Origin of the sequence: Streptomyces sp. NPDC001941 (assembly GCF_040296945.1) — a bacterium.
Classification (GTDB): Bacteria; Actinomycetota; Actinomycetes; order Streptomycetales; family Streptomycetaceae; genus Streptomyces.
The window spans coordinates 1-15162 of the sequence record NZ_JBEOYE010000075.1; the positions used below are offsets into that span (position 1 = coordinate 1).

Annotated in this window: 13 protein-coding genes and 1 pseudogene; 12 read left to right on the forward strand and 2 right to left on the reverse strand. The window is 73.0% G+C overall.

From position 1 onward, the window contains the following. From ABT160_RS34930 to ABT160_RS34945, 4 genes and pseudogenes are all read left to right on the forward strand, one after another. Positions 1–412: pseudogene (locus tag ABT160_RS34930) on the forward strand (hypothetical protein); the annotation flags it as partial. A 136-nt stretch (positions 413–548) separates the two neighbouring features. After that, entirely contained in the window at positions 549–1184 is a 636-nt protein-coding gene (locus ABT160_RS34935; RefSeq protein ID WP_351651993.1) for a vitamin K epoxide reductase family protein, read from the forward strand. A 46-nt stretch (positions 1185–1230) separates the two neighbouring features. After that, positions 1231–2580 carry a replication-associated recombination protein A gene (locus ABT160_RS34940; RefSeq protein WP_351651994.1) on the forward strand — a complete coding sequence of 450 codons (1350 nt, stop codon included), beginning with the start codon at positions 1231–1233 and terminating at the stop codon, positions 2578–2580. Between the two features lie 49 nt (positions 2581–2629). Further along, positions 2630–3346, forward strand: coding sequence for an HNH endonuclease family protein (locus tag ABT160_RS34945; RefSeq protein WP_351651995.1), 717 nt, complete (start codon positions 2630–2632; stop codon positions 3344–3346). Between the two features lie 16 nt (positions 3347–3362). Here the strand turns inward: ABT160_RS34945 and ABT160_RS34950 are convergent, their stop codons facing one another. Next, positions 3363–4064, reverse strand: coding sequence for a DUF2470 domain-containing protein (locus ABT160_RS34950; protein WP_351651996.1), 702 nt, complete (start codon positions 4062–4064; stop codon positions 3363–3365). A gap of 221 nt (positions 4065–4285) precedes the next feature. Here ABT160_RS34950 and rpsD point away from each other — a divergent pair, with 221 nt between their 5' ends. Next, positions 4286–4900, forward strand: coding sequence for a 30S ribosomal protein S4 (rpsD, locus tag ABT160_RS34955; RefSeq protein ID WP_351651997.1), 615 nt, complete (start codon positions 4286–4288; stop codon positions 4898–4900). 28 nt (positions 4901–4928) lie between these two features. On the opposite strand, the gene ABT160_RS34960 is transcribed toward rpsD, so the two are convergent. Further along, on the reverse strand, positions 4929–7091 hold the full coding sequence (locus ABT160_RS34960) for an ATP-binding protein (RefSeq protein WP_351651998.1): 2163 nt from the start codon (positions 7089–7091) through the stop codon (positions 4929–4931). 167 nt (positions 7092–7258) lie between these two features. Between ABT160_RS34960 and ABT160_RS34965 the strand changes: the two genes are divergently transcribed. The 7 genes from ABT160_RS34965 (at position 7259) to aroC (ending at position 15149) form a co-directional block, all read left to right on the forward strand. After that, positions 7259–7690: a DUF948 domain-containing protein gene (locus tag ABT160_RS34965; protein WP_351651999.1), complete on the forward strand. Its 432-nt coding sequence runs from the start codon at positions 7259–7261 to the stop codon at positions 7688–7690. Positions 7691–7697: 7 nt separating this feature from the next. Further along, positions 7698–8036 carry a DUF6167 family protein gene (locus tag ABT160_RS34970; RefSeq protein WP_351652000.1) on the forward strand — a complete coding sequence of 113 codons (339 nt, stop codon included), beginning with the start codon at positions 7698–7700 and terminating at the stop codon, positions 8034–8036. Next, positions 8036–10705 (forward strand): alanine--tRNA ligase, encoded by a 2670-nt coding sequence (gene alaS, locus ABT160_RS34975; protein ID WP_351652001.1) that lies wholly within the window; start codon positions 8036–8038, stop codon positions 10703–10705. Before ABT160_RS34970 ends, alaS begins: the two co-directional genes overlap by 1 nt. Continuing rightward, positions 10705–11169 carry a Holliday junction resolvase RuvX gene (ruvX, locus tag ABT160_RS34980; protein WP_351652002.1) on the forward strand — a complete coding sequence of 155 codons (465 nt, stop codon included), beginning with the start codon at positions 10705–10707 and terminating at the stop codon, positions 11167–11169. Before alaS ends, ruvX begins: the two co-directional genes overlap by 1 nt. 101 nt (positions 11170–11270) lie before the next feature. Then, positions 11271–12989, forward strand: coding sequence for an endolytic transglycosylase MltG (gene mltG / locus ABT160_RS34985; RefSeq protein ID WP_351652003.1), 1719 nt, complete (start codon positions 11271–11273; stop codon positions 12987–12989). Continuing rightward, a complete protein-coding gene (locus tag ABT160_RS34990; RefSeq protein WP_351652004.1) occupies positions 12973–13830 on the forward strand; it encodes a shikimate dehydrogenase in 858 nt (285 codons plus the stop codon). Before mltG ends, ABT160_RS34990 begins: the two co-directional genes overlap by 17 nt. A gap of 134 nt (positions 13831–13964) precedes the next feature. Then, positions 13965–15149 (forward strand): chorismate synthase, encoded by a 1185-nt coding sequence (aroC, locus tag ABT160_RS34995; RefSeq protein WP_351652005.1) that lies wholly within the window; start codon positions 13965–13967, stop codon positions 15147–15149. Positions 15150–15162: the final 13 nt, after the last annotated feature.

A 15162-nucleotide genomic window follows, 5' to 3' on the forward strand; every position in this document is an offset into this window, starting at 1 on the left:
ACCGCGCGCGCACGGGTCGGCGCCCCCGGCCGGGACGCGGCGCCCCGCCCGCGCGCGGGCCCGGTCCGCCACGCCGTCCACGACGCCCGCGTTCGTCCCGTCCCTGCCGGGGCCCGCCCTCCCGGCTGGACCGCGGTACGCGCGCCGGGCGGCCTGGGCGGTGGTCGGGTGGATCGCGGCCCTCCTGCTGCTCGCGCTGACCCTCCGGGGCGTCGCCCAGGGGAGCGGCCCGGGGAACGTGATCGCCGGGCTGGTGCTCGGGGCCATCGCGCTGGCCGGACTCGTCTGGTCCGTACGCGCCGTGGCGCAGTCCGGCGTCCTGGCCAGGACGCGGGCCGCGGCGGCGGTGGGGATCCTGCTGCACGCCCTGCTGGTCTTCCGGTCGGTCACGCTGTTCATCGCAGGGCTGTGAGACAGGGGTGTGGGACCGGGCTGTGGGGCCGGCCGCGCGGAGGCCCGGGCTCCTCGTGCCCGGCCGACGGTGGCGGTGACGGCGCGTGCGGCAGAATGGCCCTGCCCTGCCGGCAGACGAGTGATGGAACGGCGATATGACGACTGCAGCGGTTGACGACGTGTCCTCCGACCACGGGACGGGGGGCGCACGCGGTTCCGTGGGGGGCGGGCGCGCGTTCGCGTGGCTGCTGGTGATCACCGGCGCGATGGGGCTGCTCGCCGCCTGGGTCATCACGATCGACAAGTTCAAGCTGCTGGAGGACCCCAACTTCACGCCGGGGTGCAGCCTCAACCCCATCGTGTCCTGCGGCAACATCATGAAGAGCGAGCAGGCCTCGGTCTTCGGCTTCCCGAACCCGATGCTCGGCCTGGTGGCGTACGGCGTCGTGATCGCCGTCGGCGTCAGCCTGCTGGCCGGGGCCCGCTTCCCGCGCTGGTACTGGCTGGTGTTCAACGCGGGCACGCTCTTCGGCGTCGTCTTCTGCGCCTGGCTGACGTACCAGTCGCTGTACAACATCAACTCGCTGTGCCTGTGGTGCTGCCTGGCCTGGGTCGGCACCATCGTGATGTTCTGGTTCGTCACCGCGCACAACGTCCGCAACGGGCTGCTGCCCGCGCCGAACTGGCTGCGCGGCTTCCTCGACGAGTTCACCTGGGTGCTGCCGGTCCTGCACATCGGCATCATCGGCATGCTGATCCTGACCCGCTGGTGGGACTTCTGGACCAGCTGACCGGTGCGGGCGGCGTTGTCAGTGCCCTGACTTAGGGTGGGTCGACGTGGAGCCCGATCTGTTTACCGCAGCCGCCGAAGAGCGCCAGGAGAAGGACCCGTCCAGCAGCCCGCTGGCGGTCCGGATGCGCCCGCGCACCCTCGACGAGGTGATGGGCCAGCAGCACCTGCTCAAGCCGGGGTCGCCGCTGCGGCGGCTGGTCGGCGAGGGCGGGGGAGGCCCGGCCGGGGCGTCCTCGGTGATCCTGTGGGGACCGCCGGGGATCGGCAAGACGACCCTGGCGTACGTGGTGTCCAAGGCGACCAACAAGCGGTTCGTGGAGCTGTCCGCGATCACCGCGGGCGTCAAGGAGGTCCGGGCCGTCATCGACGGCGCCCGGCGCGCGGCCGGCGGCTTCGGCAAGGACACCGTCCTCTTCCTCGACGAGATCCACCGCTTCTCCAAGGCCCAGCAGGACTCGCTCCTGCCGGCCGTGGAGAACCGCTGGGTGACCCTGATCGCGGCGACCACGGAGAACCCGTACTTCTCCGTGATCTCCCCGCTGCTCTCCCGCTCGCTGCTGCTCACCCTCGAACCGCTCACCGACGACGACCTGAGCGGACTGCTGCGGCGCGCGCTCACCGAGGAGCGCGGCCTGGGCGGCGCGGTCACGCTGGCCGAGGACGCCGAGGCGCACCTGCTGCGTATCGCGGGCGGGGACGCGCGGCGCGCGCTGACCGCCCTGGAGGCGGCGGCCGGGGCGGCCCTGGCCAAGCACGAGGAGGAGATCACGCTCTCCACGGTCGAGGAGACCGTGGACCGGGCGGCGGTGACCTACGACCGCGACGGCGACCAGCACTACGACGTGGCCAGCGCGCTCATCAAGTCCATCCGCGGCTCCGACGTGGACGCCGCGCTGCACTACCTGGCCCGCATGATCGAGGCGGGCGAGGACCCGCGCTTCATCGCCCGGCGCCTGATGATCTCGGCCAGCGAGGACATCGGCCTGGCCGACCCGGCGGCCCTGCCGCTCGCGGTGGCGGCGGCGCAGGCGGTCGCGATGATCGGCTTCCCGGAGGCCGCGCTCACCCTGTCGCACGCCACGATCGCGCTGGCGCTGGCGCCCAAGTCCAACACCGCGACGCTGGCGATCGGGGCCGCGCGCGCGGACGTGCGCAACGGCCTGGCCGGCCCGGTCCCGGCCCACCTGCGCGACGGCCACTACAAGGGCGCGGCCAAGCTGGGGCACGCGCAGGGGTACGTGTACCCGCACGACGTGCCGGGCGGGATCGCGGCGCAGCAGTACGCACCGGACGAGATCCACGGCCGCCACTACTACGAGCCGACGCGGTACGGGGCGGAGGCGAGGTACGCGGACGTGGTGGAGAAGGTAAGGGAGCGCCTCAAGGGGGAGTAGGGGCGCTGCCCACGAGGCGCGGGGGCCGGGGCGGTCATAAGCTCGGGCCATGATCAGACGTGGTGTCGGGGTCGGCGTGCTCCTCGTGGTGACGGCCACCGCCTGCGCCCACCCCGGGGACGGCCCCTCCGCCGCGGCGAGGTCCAGCGCGGCCGCGCTCGTCTCGGCCGTGCCGCTGGTCAGCCCCGGTTTCCCGCCCGACCCGGCCCGGGCCAGGGAGCAGCTGGCGAAGCTCACCGTGGCGTGGGGCAAGAACTGGGAGACGTACAAGCGCGCCGAGTTCGGCGAGACGTGGTCCGACGACACCGACGCCCCGGGCGGGCGCAACGGCTGCGACACCCGCGACGACGTGCTGCGCCGGGACCTGAGCGACCTGCGGGTCGGCGACCGCAACCCGTGCGTGGTCCTCTCGGGCGTCCTGCACGACCCGTACACCGGCAAGGAACTGCCCTACTCCTACCGGCGCGCGTCCCAGATCCAGACGGACCACGTGGTCGCGCTCGGGGCGGCCTGGCGGGCCGGCGCGTACGGCTGGACGCCCGCGCGGCGGCTGGCGTACGCCAACGACCTGGACGTGCTGCTCGCCGCCGACAAGCAGACCAACTACGACAAGAGCAGCAAGACCCCGGACAAGTGGAAGCCCCCGCGCCAGGCGTACTGGTGCGAGTACGGCCGCCGCTGGACCGGCATCAAGGCCAAGTACGGGCTGACCGTCACGGCTCCGGAGAAGCTCGCGCTCCAGGACCTGCTCGCCACCTGCCCCTGAGGAAGTCCCCGGGGGCTCAGGAGCGCGCCGCCTCGAAGAGGGTGCGCATCGCGCGGCGCAGCCCGGTCACGTCGGCGACCGGCTCGGGGAAGTCGAAGCGCACGTCGAAGCAGTGCCCGCGCGGCCCGTGCCCGTCGCTGAAGCGCAGCCGCAGGCCGAAGCGGTCCAGGGCCAGCGGGGCCGCCCGGAGGTCCGCCGCGCCCGCCGCCCGCTCGCCCAGGAGCGTCCGCAGCTCGCGCACCTGCCCGCCGTGGACGGAGGCCAGGTGCTGGAGGAGTTCCGTCTCGTGCTCGACGAGCGGGTCCGGGGCCGCCGCCGCGAAGTCGTCCGGCTCCACCGCCTGGGCGCCCCACAGGTCGTCCACGTACGCCTCGCCGACCTCCAGGCGCAGCAGCATCCGGCCGGGCTCGGCGACGCCGGGCACCCGGGTCAGCCAGCCCGACACCCAGGCGCGGCCCCGGATGCGGTGCGGGACGGAGACCGGGGCCACGTCCGTGAGCTCCAGCACGGCGGACAGCTCGTCGTCCTGGGCGTGGGTGGCGGCCCGTACCGCCGGGGAATCGGCCGGGAACAGCAGGTAGACCTCGCCGTCCTCGCCGACCGTGCGACCCTCGGGGACGAGCTGCTCGGGCAGGGGGGCCTCGACCCCCGGCACGACCAGCACCGCGGAGCATGTACTCTGTACGAGAGTTCGTGTGCGCTCGGCTGCTGACGGCATCCGGGTGGTTTCAAGTCCGCTGGGACGCGGCTGACCACGATCTGATCGGACCTCCGTCACGTGACCGGCTCCCTCGAGGATGCCGGGGCCGCCCCCTTGGGTTTTCAGGGTAGCGGCCTTCTTCGTGCTGTCCGTGACGTGACTGGTGTTCCCCGGACGAGACATGCGATCTCCTTGAGTAAGGTGAGCCTAACCTAACCTACAACGGAGGTCTGGAGAACGTGCCTAACCAGTCGCGTCCCAAGGTCAAGAAGTCCCGTGCGCTCGGCATCGCCCTGACGCCGAAGGCCGTCAAGTACTTCGAGGCCCGCCCCTACCCGCCGGGCGAGCACGGCCGTGGCCGCAAGCAGAACTCGGACTACAAGGTCCGTCTGCTCGAGAAGCAGCGCCTGCGCGCCCAGTACGACATCAGCGAGCGCCAGATGGCCCGCGCCTACGACCGCGCCAAGAAGGCCGAGGGCAAGACGGGCGAGGCCCTGGTGGTCGAGCTCGAGCGCCGCCTCGACGCGCTGGTCCTGCGTTCGGGCATCGCCCGCACCATCTACCAGGCCCGCCAGATGGTCGTCCACGGCCACATCGAGGTCAACGGCGGCAAGGTCGACAAGCCGTCCTTCCGCGTGCGTCCCGACGACGTCGTGACCGTCCGCGAGCGCAGCCGCGCCAAGGTCCCCTTCCAGGTCGCCCGCGAGGGTGGCTACGACACGGACGGCGAGACCCCGCGCTACCTGCAGGTCAACCTGAAGGCCCTGGCGTTCCGCCTGGACCGTGACCCGCAGCGCAAGGAGATCCCGGTGATCTGCGACGAGCAGCTCGTCGTCGAGTACTACGCCCGCTGATCCAGCGGTAGCGGCCCCACCAGGCGCTTCAGCCCGCCGTCTCCCCACCGTTCCCGGTGGGCGAGCCGGCGGGCTTCCGCTTGTGCGGCCCCCGTCGCGCCTCCCGGGCCTGCGGTACGGCACGCTGCCCCGCCCCCCGCGCCACCGGCGGCTCCTCCCGCCGGGCCAGCGCCCGCTCCACCAGCGCGTCGAGCCCGAGCTCCGCGCCCTTCGCCCGGCAGCGCGCGTACCCCTCCGCGCCCAGCGCCTCCCCGGCCGTCCGCTCGCACACCGCCCGCGGCGCCCCGAAGTAGCCCGAGCCGAACAGCTGCACCCCCACCGACTCCCACACCGGCGCCGCCGCCCCCTGCAGCACCGCGGCCTCCGCCGGATCGCCCTCGCACGCCGTCACCAGCGCGAGCAGCTCGACGGCGAGCACCAGGCCCACCAGGTCGTGGAAGGCGTGGTCGATGGCGATGCACTCGGCCAGCAGCTCCCGCGCCCGCCCGTGCTCCCCGCGCGTCCACGCCGCGTACGCCAGGACGTACAGCGCGTACGCCCGGGTCCACAGCTCACCGCGCTCCGCGCAGACCGCGCGGACCTCCTCGCACACCTCCACCGCCGCCGCCAGGTCGCCCTGGAAGGCCAGCGCCATCGCCAGCTCCACCCGGCCCATCAGCACGTTGCTGTTCAGCTCGCCCAGCTCCGCGTACTGCCCCAGGGCCCGCCGCAGCAGCTCCTCCGCGCGCGGCATGTCGTCCGAGAGCAGCGCCAGACAGCCCAGCCGGTGCGTGGAGTACGCCGCCGCCACCGGGTTGCCCGTCCGCGCGGCCCCCTCGCGGCACTCGTGCAGCGCCCCCACCGCACCCGTGCCGTCGCCCTGCAGCACCGCCACGTACCCCAGCACCCACAGCGCCTTCAGCCGCGCCTCGTCGTGGGCCGGCTCCGCCGACTCCTGCGCCACCGCCCGGTCCAGCCAGTGCCGGCCCTCCGCCAGCCGCCCGCAGCCCACCCAGTAGAACCACAGGGTCCCCGCCAGGTGCTGGGCCAGGTGCGTCTCGTGCGGGTCCTCCAGGCACAGCTCGATGGCCGCCCGCAGGTGCGGCAGCGCGCTCTCGGTGGTCGCCGCCACCTCCGGCTGCCGGGCGCTGAACCAGTCCAGCTCGCACCAGGTCGCCAGGCCCATGTACCAGTCGCGGTGGCGCCGCCGCATCCGCGCGGTGTCGCCCATGGCCTCCAGCCACTCCGCCCCGTACGCCCGCAGCGTGTCCAGCATCCGGAAGCGCACCCCGGCGGACGTGTCCTCGCGGGCCACCACCGACTGCGCCAGCAGCTCCTCCAGGACCTCCAGCACCTCGTCCGCGGGCAGCCCGGCGCCCGCGCACACGTACTCCGCCGCGTCCAGGTCGAAGGGCCCGGGGAAGACCGAGAGCCGGGCCCACAGCAGCCGCTCGCGCGGCGCGCACAGCTCATGGCTCCAGCCCACGGCCGTCCGCATCGTCTGGTGGCGCGGCAGCGCCCCGCGCCGCCCCCCGCTCAGCAGCCGGAAGCGGTCGTCGAGCCGGTGCAGCACCTGCTCCACCGAGAGCGCCGGCAGCCGCCCCGCCGCCAGCTCCAGGGCCAGCGGGATCCCGTCAAGGCGGCGGCACAGCTCGGCCACCGAGCCCGGGTCGGCCGTGCGGAAGCCGGGCGTCCCGGCCGCCCGGTCGGCGAACAGCCGCACCGCGTCCTCCTGCGCCATCGGGTCCAGCCGCTGCACCGCCTCGCCGTCCAGGCGCAGCGTGCGCCGCCCCGCCGCCAGCACGGTCAGGCCCGGACAGCGCCGCAGCAGGTCCCGCACCAGGGCCGCGCAGGGCTCCACCAGGTGCTCGAAGCCGTCGAGGACGAGCAGCAGCCGCCGCTCGGCCAGGTGCTCGGCCAGCACGTCGCGCGGGGACCGGGAGGTGTGGTCGGTCAGCCCGAGCGCCCCGGCCACCTCGTGGTCCAGCAGCTCCGGGTCGCGCAGCAGGGCCAGCTCGGCCAGCGCGGCGCCGTCGGCGTAGCGGTGCCGGGCCGCGGCGGCGCCGCGCAGCACCAGCCGGCTCTTGCCCACGCCGCCCGCTCCGACCACCGTGACCAGGCGGGACCGGTCCAGCAGGCGCCTCAGCTCCGCCAGCTCCCCGGACCGTCCCACGAACCGGTTGAACTCCGCCGGGAGGTTGCTCCGTCGCATGGGACACGGAGCGTACTGAGTCGGCCCCGCTCCGTACAATCGTCACCCCGTTCTCCTTCCCTCCGGACCGCAAATGCGGTACGGGGACCGCCCCGGGGCGCGATAGGGTCGGAGGTCGAGAGAAGTCTTCGAAGGTGCCCCCGACGACGAGCAGAGAGCGGTGCGCAGTGACCGGTGGAGAGGTGGCCGGGATCCTGGTGGCCGTCTTCTGGGCGATCCTGGTCTCCTTCCTCGCCGTGGTGCTGGTGAGGCTGGCCCAGACGCTCAGGGCGACCACCAAGCTGGTGGCGGACGTGACCGAGCAGGCCGTGCCGCTGCTCGCGGACGCCTCGGCGACGGTGCGCTCCGCGCAGACCCAGCTGGACCGGGTCGACGCCATCGCGTCCGACGTCCAGGAGGTCACCTCCAACGCGTCGGCGCTGTCCACCACGGTCGCCTCGACCTTCGGCGGCCCGCTGGTCAAGGTCGCGGCGTTCGGCTACGGCGTGCGCCGGGCGATCAGCCGGGGCAAGGACGAGGCGCCGCGCCCCCAGGCCCGGCGCACCGTGGTCGTCGGCCGCACCGTACCGTCCGCCAGGCGCCGCAAGCAGAAGGACTGAAGCCGCGATGTTCCGCCGTACGTTCTGGTTCACCGCGGGCGCAGCGGCCGGTGTGTGGGCCACCACCAAGGTCAACCGCAAGCTCCGGCAGCTGACGCCCGAGAGCCTCGCCGCGCAGGCGGCGAACAAGGCCGTCGAGACCGGCCACCGGCTCAAGGACTTCGCACTCGACGTGCGCGCGGGAATGGTCCAGCGCGAAGCCGAGTTGGGAGAGGCACTCGGGCTCGACGCCCCCGTCGACGCCGAACTGCCCTCCCCGCGCCGGGCACCGGCCCTGGACCGGGCCGCGCACCCCACCCACCACTCGTACCCCACGATTTCGTACAACCGGAATGAGGACCACTGATGGAGTCGGCTGAAATCCGCCGCCGCTGGCTGAGCTTCTTCGAGGAGCGCGGTCACACCGTCGTCCCTTCGGCGTCGCTCATCGCGGACGACCCGACTCTGCTCCTCGTGCCCGCGGGCATGGTGCCGTTCAAGCCCTACTTCCTGGGCGAGACCAAGCCGCCCTCCCCGACGCTGACCAGCGTCCAGAAGTGCGTGCGCACGCCGGACATCGAAGAGGTCGGCAAGACCACCCGGCACGGCACGTTCTTCCAGATGTGCGGCAACTTCTCCTTCGGCGACTACTTCAAGGAAGGCGCCATCCGCTACGCCTGGGAGCTGCTCACCAGCTCCGTGGCCGACGGCGGCTACGGCCTGGAGCCGGAGAAGCTCTGGATCACGGTCTACCTCGACGACGACGAGGCCGAGGCCATCTGGCGCGACAAGATCGGCGTCCCGGCCGAGCGCATCCAGCGCCTGGGCAAGAAGGACAACTTCTGGTCCATGGGCGTCCCCGGCCCCTGCGGCCCCTGTTCCGAGATCAACTACGACCGCGGCCCCGAGTTCGGCGTCGAGGGCGGCCCGGCCGTCAACGACGAGCGGTACGTGGAGATCTGGAACCTGGTCTTCATGCAGTACGAGCGCGGTGCCGGCGACGGCAAGGAGGACTTCCCGATCCTGGGCGACCTCCCGTCGAAGAACATCGACACGGGCCTCGGCCTGGAGCGCCTGGCGATGATCCTCCAGGGCGTGCGCAACATGTACGAGACGGACACCCTCCGGGTCGTCATGGACAAGGCCACCGAGCTCACCGGCGTGGCCTACGGCGCCGCCGACGCCTCCGACGTGTCGCTGCGCGTGGTCGCCGACCACATCCGCACCTCCACCATGCTCATCGGCGACGGCGTCACGCCGGGCAACGAGGGCCGCGGGTACGTGCTGCGCCGCATCATGCGCCGCGCCATCCGCAACATGCGCCTGATGGGCGCCACCGGCCCGGTGGTCCAGGACCTGATCGGCGTCGTCGTCGACACGATGGGCCTGCAGTACCCGGAGCTGGTCACCGACCGCAAGCGCATCGAGACCGTCGCGCTCGCCGAGGAGGCCGCCTTCCTCAAGGCCATCAAGGGCGGCACCAACATCCTCGACACCGCTGTGACCGAGACCAAGGCCGCCGGCGGCACGGTCCTGCCCGGCGACAAGGCGTTCCTGCTCCACGACACCTGGGGCTTCCCGATCGACCTCACCCTGGAGATGGCCGCCGAGCAGGGCCTCGCCGTGGACGAGGACGGCTTCCGCCGCCTGATGAAGGAGCAGCGGGACCGGGCCAAGGCCGACGCCAGGGCCAAGAAGACCGGGCACGCCGACGTCTCCGCCTACCGCGAGATCGCCGACGGCTCCGGCGCCACCGAGTTCACCGGCTACGTCGCCACCGAGGGCGAGTCCACCGTCGTCGGCCTGCTGGTCAACGGCGTGCCCTCGCCCGCCGCCACCGAGGGCGACGAGGTCGAGGTCGTCCTCGACCGCACCCCCTTCTACGCCGAGGGCGGCGGCCAGCAGGCCGACCAGGGCCGCATCCGGCTGGACACCGGCGCCGTCATCGAGGTCCGCGACGTGCAGAAGCCGGTCCCCGGCGTCCACGTGCACAAGGGCGTCGTCCAGGTCGGCGAGGTCACCGTGGGCTCCTCGGCCCACGCGGTGATCGACGTCCGGCGCCGCCGGGCCATCGCCCGCGCCCACAGCGCCACCCACCTGACCCACCAGGCGCTGCGCGACGCCCTCGGCCCGACGGCCGCCCAGGCCGGTTCGGAGAACTCGCCCGGCCGCTTCCGCTTCGACTTCGGCTCGCCCAACGCGGTCCCGGGCGCCGTCCTCACGGACGTCGAGCAGAAGATCAACGAGGTGCTCTCGCGCGAGCTCGACGTGCACGCCGAGGTCATGAGCATCGACGAGGCCAAGAAGCAGGGCGCCATCGCCGAGTTCGGCGAGAAGTACGGCGAGCGGGTCCGCGTCGTCACCATCGGCGACTTCTCCAAGGAGCTGTGCGGCGGCACCCACGTGCACAACACCGCCCAGCTCGGCCTGGTCAAGCTGCTCGGCGAGTCGTCCATCGGCTCCGGCGTGCGCCGCGTGGAGGCCCTGGTCGGCGTCGACGCGTACAACTTCCTGGCCAAGGAGCACACGGTCGTCGCCCAGCTCCAGGAGCTGGTCAAGGGCCGCCCCGAGGAGCTCCCGGAGAAGATCTCCTCGATGCTCGGCAAGCTGAAGGACGCCGAGAAGGAGATCGAGAAGTTCCGCGCCGAGAAGGTCCTGCAGGCCGCCGCCGGGCTGGTGGACGGCGCCAAGGACGTCCGCGGCGTGGCCCTGGTCACCGGCCGGGTCCCGGACGGCACCTCCGCCGACGACCTGCGCAAGCTGGTGCTCGACGTGCGCGGCCGCATCCCGGGCGACCGGGCCGCCGTCGTCGCGCTGTTCACCACGGTCAACGGCAAGCCGCTGACGGTCATCGCCACCAACGAGGCCGCCCGCGAGCGCGGCCTCAAGGCCGGTGAGCTGGTCCGCACGGCCGCCAAGACCCTCGGCGGCGGCGGTGGCGGCAAGCCGGACGTCGCCCAGGGCGGCGGCCAGGACCCGGAGGCCGTCGGCCAGGCCATGGACGCCGTGGAGCGCCTCGTGGCGGAAACCGCCTGATGCGACGCGGACGCCGGCTCGCGATCGACGTCGGGGACGCCCGGATCGGGGTCGCCTCGTGCGACCCCGACGGGGTCCTCGCCACACCGGTGGAGACCGTGCCGGGACGCGACGTCCCGGCCGCCCACCGCCGGCTGAAGCAGATCGTGGACGAGTACGAACCGATCGAGGTCGTCGTCGGACTCCCCCGCTCCCTCAACGGGGGCGAGGGCCCGGCGGCCGCGAAGGTCCGGCTCTTCGCCGGGGAACTGGCCCGGGGCGTCGCGCCGGTGACGGTCCGTCTGGTCGACGAGCGGATGACGACGGTGACGGCGAGCCAGGGCCTGCGGGCCTCCGGGGTGAAGTCGAAGAAGGGCCGTTCGGTGATCGACCAGGCCGCCGCCGTGATCATCCTTCAGAACGCTCTTGAGTCCGAACGGGTATCAGGTAATCCGCCCGGTGAGGGCGTCGAAGTGGTCATCTGATCGCGATACGGTAACGTTCCGCGCGATGCGGCGGCATTCGAACAGCCGCCGCACGACGTAGAGGCGGACCGTCCGGACGCCTCGCGGCTGGTTGGGGATCGATGACTGATTATGGCCGGGGCCACGGCTCCGAACCGTGGCATCCCACGGACCCGTTGTACGGGGACCAGGGATGGGAAGGTCAGCAGGGTGCCGACGGCCACGCGACGTACGGCGGTCAGCACCAGCAGCAGTACCCGCAGGCCGCGCAGTACGACGGTCATGGCCAGGGCCAGGTCCCGCACGACCCGTACCAGCAGCAGCCCCAGCACTACGGTGACCAGCACTACGGACACCAGGGCTACCAGCAGGACCCCTACCAGCAGGACCCGTACCACCAGCAGCAGTCGCAGCAGGGCTACGGCGGCGGCCAGCAGCAGTACGCGACCGACTGGGACACCGGCCAGCAGGCGGCGATGCCGTACGCGGCCGGGGTCCCGGCCGATCCGTACGGCGGCCAGGCCCCCGACCTGTACGGCACCCCCGACGCCTACCCGCCGCCGCAGCCCCCGGGCCAGCGGCACGCCGAGCCCGGGCCCGAGGTGCCCGGGCACCAGGAGGAAGAGGAGAACCACCCCTTCTTCACCGGCGCCGACGCACCCGGCGACGACCGCGACGGCCGGGACGGCCGCGACGGGGACGCCCCGGCCGGCTCCCGCAGGGCCGGCCGCGGCAAGGGCGGCAAGGGCGGCAGGAACAAGAGCCGCAAGGGCAAGAACGGGATGGCCTGCCTGGTCGTCGCGGCCGTCCTGGTCGGCGGCGTGGGCGGCGTCGGCTACTTCGGGTACCAGTTCTGGAAGGGCCAGTTCGGCGCGGCCGAGGACTACTCCGGCGACGGCTCCGGCACGATCCAGGTCGAGATCCCCAAGGGCGCCGGCGGCTACGAGATCGGCATGATCCTCAAGAAGGCCGGCGTCGTCGCCAGCCAGGCCGCCTTCGTCTCGGCGCAGAACCAGAACCCGCAGGGCAAGCTGATCCAGGACGGCGTGTACACGCTGAAGAAGGAGATGTCCGCCAAGAGCGCGGTCGCCCTGATGCTGGACAAGGCCAGCCGCTCCAACTTCGTCATCCCCGAGGGCCGGCGCAACGCCTGGGTCTACGCGGAGATCGACAAGCGCACCGGCAGCAAGGCGGGCACCACCGCGGCCGTCGCCAAGTCCCAGGGCGCCAAACTCGGCCTGCCCGAGTGGGCCACCGGCCACCCCAACCTCAAGGACCCGCTGGAGGGCTTCCTCTTCCCGGCCAGCTACCCGGTCGCCCAGGGCTCCAAGCCCGAGGACGTGCTGCGCAAGATGGTCGCGCGGGCCAGCGCCGAGTACGCCAAGAAGGACCTGGAGGGCGAGGCGGAGAAGCTCGGCCTCGACGGGCCCTGGCAGCTCGTCACCGTCGCCAGCCTGGTGCAGGCCGAGGGCAAGACGGAGGACGACTTCCGCAAGATGGCGGAGGTCGTCTACAACCGCCTCAAGCCGACCAACACGCAGACGAACCAGAAGCTCCAGTTCGACTCCACGTACAACTACCTCCGGGGCACCAGCCACATCAAGATCTCCTCCAGGGAGATCAACGCCGACCCCGACCCGTACAACACCTACTACCACCGGGGCCTGCCGCCCGGTCCGATCGGCAACCCGGGCCTCACCGCGCTCGACTCGTCGATGGACCCGACGAAGGACGGCTGGCTGTACTTCGTCGCCACCGACGGCAAGCACAAGACGGAGTTCGCCAAGACGGTCTCCGAGTTCGAACGGCTGAAGAAGAAGTTCAATGACAGCACCGGCTGACCGGCGACGGGCGGCCGTCCTCGGCTCGCCCATCGCCCACTCCCTCTCCCCGGTGCTGCACCGGGCGGCCTACGCCGAGCTCGGCCTCGCCCACTGGTCCTACGACCGCTTCGAGGTGGACGAGGCCGGCCTGCCCGGCTTCTTCGCCCGCGAGCTCGACGGGACCCGCGCCGCGGACGGCGGCTGGGCCGGGCTCTCGCTCACCATGCCGCTCAAGCGCGCCGTGATACCCCTGCTCGACGACGTCAGCCCCACGGCCGCGGCCGTGGAGGCCGTCAACACGGTGGTGTTCCACCGGGACGGCCGCCGCACCGGCGACAACACGGACGTCCCCGGCATGACCGCCGCGCTCGCCGAGCGCGGCGTCGACAAGGCGGAGTCCGCCGCCGTCCTCGGCGCCGGGGCCACCGCCTCCTCCGCCCTGGCCGCGCTGGCTCTGATCTGCACCGGTCCCGTCACCGCGTACGTACGCAGCCCCGAGCGCGCCCGGGAGATGCTCACCTGGGGCGAGCGCCTCGGCGTGGACGTCCGCACCGCCGACTGGGCCGACGCGACCCGCGCCTTCGAGGCGCCGCTGGTCGTCGCCACCACCCCGGCCGGCACCACCGACGCCCTCGCCGCCGCGGTCCCCGACCGCCCCGGCACCCTCTTCGACGTCCTGTACGACCCCTGGCCCACCGCGCTGGCCGCCGCCTGGTCCGCCCGTGGCGCGGCCGTCGTCGGCGGCCTCGACCTCCTCGTCCACCAGGCGGTCCTCCAGGTCGAGCAGATGACCGGACGCGCGGACGTGCCCCTCGCGGCCATGCGGGCCGCCGGGGAACGGGCGCTCGCCGCGCGCTGAGGGCCCCCGCCGTCCGATACCTGGACCGGAGGCGAGCCGATCCCTCCCGGCATGGGAGGATCGGGGGTGGCGGGCCAGGGCCGCGCACCCGGTCGCGCCGTCGCAGTTCCAGGCGCGAGCATCGAGGAGCACCGTTGAGCAGGTTGCGCTGGCTGACCGCTGGGGAGTCCCACGGACCCGCACTTGTGGCCACGCTGGAGGGTCTTCCCGCCGGCGTCCCGATCACCACGGAGATGGTGGCGGACCACCTGGCCCGGCGGCGCCTCGGCTACGGCCGCGGGGCCCGGATGAAGTTCGAGCGCGACGAGGTCACCTTCCTGGGCGGCGTGCGCCACGGCCTGACGATGGGTTCGCCCGTCGCCGTCATGGTCGGCAACACCGAGTGGCCCAAGTGGGAGCAGGTCATGTCGGCCGACCCGGTCGACCCCGACGAGCTCGCCGCGCTGGCCCGCAACGCTCCGCTGACCCGCCCGCGCCCCGGCCACGCCGACCTGGCCGGCATGCAGAAGTACGGCTTCGACGAGGCCCGGCCGATCCTGGAGCGCGCCTCCGCCCGCGAGACCGCGGCCCGGGTCGCGCTCGGCGCGGTCGCCCGCTCCTACCTCAAGGAGACCGCAGGCATCGAGGTCGTCTCCCACGTCGTCGAACTGGCCGCCGCCAAGGCGCCCTACGGCGTCTACCCGACCCCCGCCGACGTGGAGCGACTGGACGCCGACCCGGTGCGCTGCCTGGACGCCGACGCGTCGAAGGCGATGGTCGCCGAGATCGACCAGGCCCACAAGGACGGCGACACCCTCGGCGGCGTCGTCGAGGTCCTCGCCTACGGCGTCCCGGTCGGCCTCGGCTCCCACGTCCACTGGGACCGCCGCCTCGACGCGCGCCTCGCGGCCGCGCTGATGGGCATCCAGGCGATCAAGGGCGTCGAGGTCGGCGACGGCTTCGACCTGGCCCGGGTGCCCGGCTCCCAGGCGCACGACGAGATCGTCCCCACCCCCGAGGGCGTGCGCCGCTCCTCCGGCCGCTCCGGCGGCACCGAGGGCGGCCTGACCACCGGTGAGCTGCTGCGCGTGCGCGCCGCGATGAAGCCGATCGCCACCGTGCCCCGCGCCCTGAAGACCATCGACGTCACCACCGGCGAGGAGGCGGCGGCCCACCACCAGCGCTCCGACGTCTGCGCCGTGCCCGCCGCCGGCATCGTGGCCGAGGCCATGGTGGCCCTGGTGCTCGCCGACGCGGTGGCCGAGAAGTTCGGCGGCGACAGCGTGGCCGAGACCCGCCGCAACGTCACCTCGTACCTCGACAACCTGCGCATCCGGTGAGCGCACCCGTCGT

What these genes read in the sequence shown, in the direction of transcription:
- ABT160_RS34935 (WP_351651993.1), top strand. Translation starts at nt 549, where the DNA reads ATGACGACTGCAGCGGTTGACGACGTGTCCTCCGACCACGGGACGGGG.
- ABT160_RS34945 (WP_351651995.1), top strand. Translation starts at nt 2,630, where the DNA reads ATGATCAGACGTGGTGTCGGGGTCGGCGTGCTCCTCGTGGTGACGGCC.
- ABT160_RS34950 (WP_351651996.1), bottom strand. Translation starts at nt 4,064, where the DNA reads ATGCCGTCAGCAGCCGAGCGCACACGAACTCTCGTACAGAGTACATGC.
- ABT160_RS34960 (WP_351651998.1), bottom strand. Translation starts at nt 7,091, where the DNA reads ATGCGACGGAGCAACCTCCCGGCGGAGTTCAACCGGTTCGTGGGACGG.
- ABT160_RS34970 (WP_351652000.1), top strand. Translation starts at nt 7,698, where the DNA reads ATGTTCCGCCGTACGTTCTGGTTCACCGCGGGCGCAGCGGCCGGTGTG.
- alaS (WP_351652001.1), top strand. Translation starts at nt 8,036, where the DNA reads ATGGAGTCGGCTGAAATCCGCCGCCGCTGGCTGAGCTTCTTCGAGGAG.
- ruvX (WP_351652002.1), top strand. Translation starts at nt 10,705, where the DNA reads ATGCGACGCGGACGCCGGCTCGCGATCGACGTCGGGGACGCCCGGATC.
- mltG (WP_351652003.1), top strand. Translation starts at nt 11,271, where the DNA reads ATGACTGATTATGGCCGGGGCCACGGCTCCGAACCGTGGCATCCCACG.
- ABT160_RS34990 (WP_351652004.1), top strand. Translation starts at nt 12,973, where the DNA reads ATGACAGCACCGGCTGACCGGCGACGGGCGGCCGTCCTCGGCTCGCCC.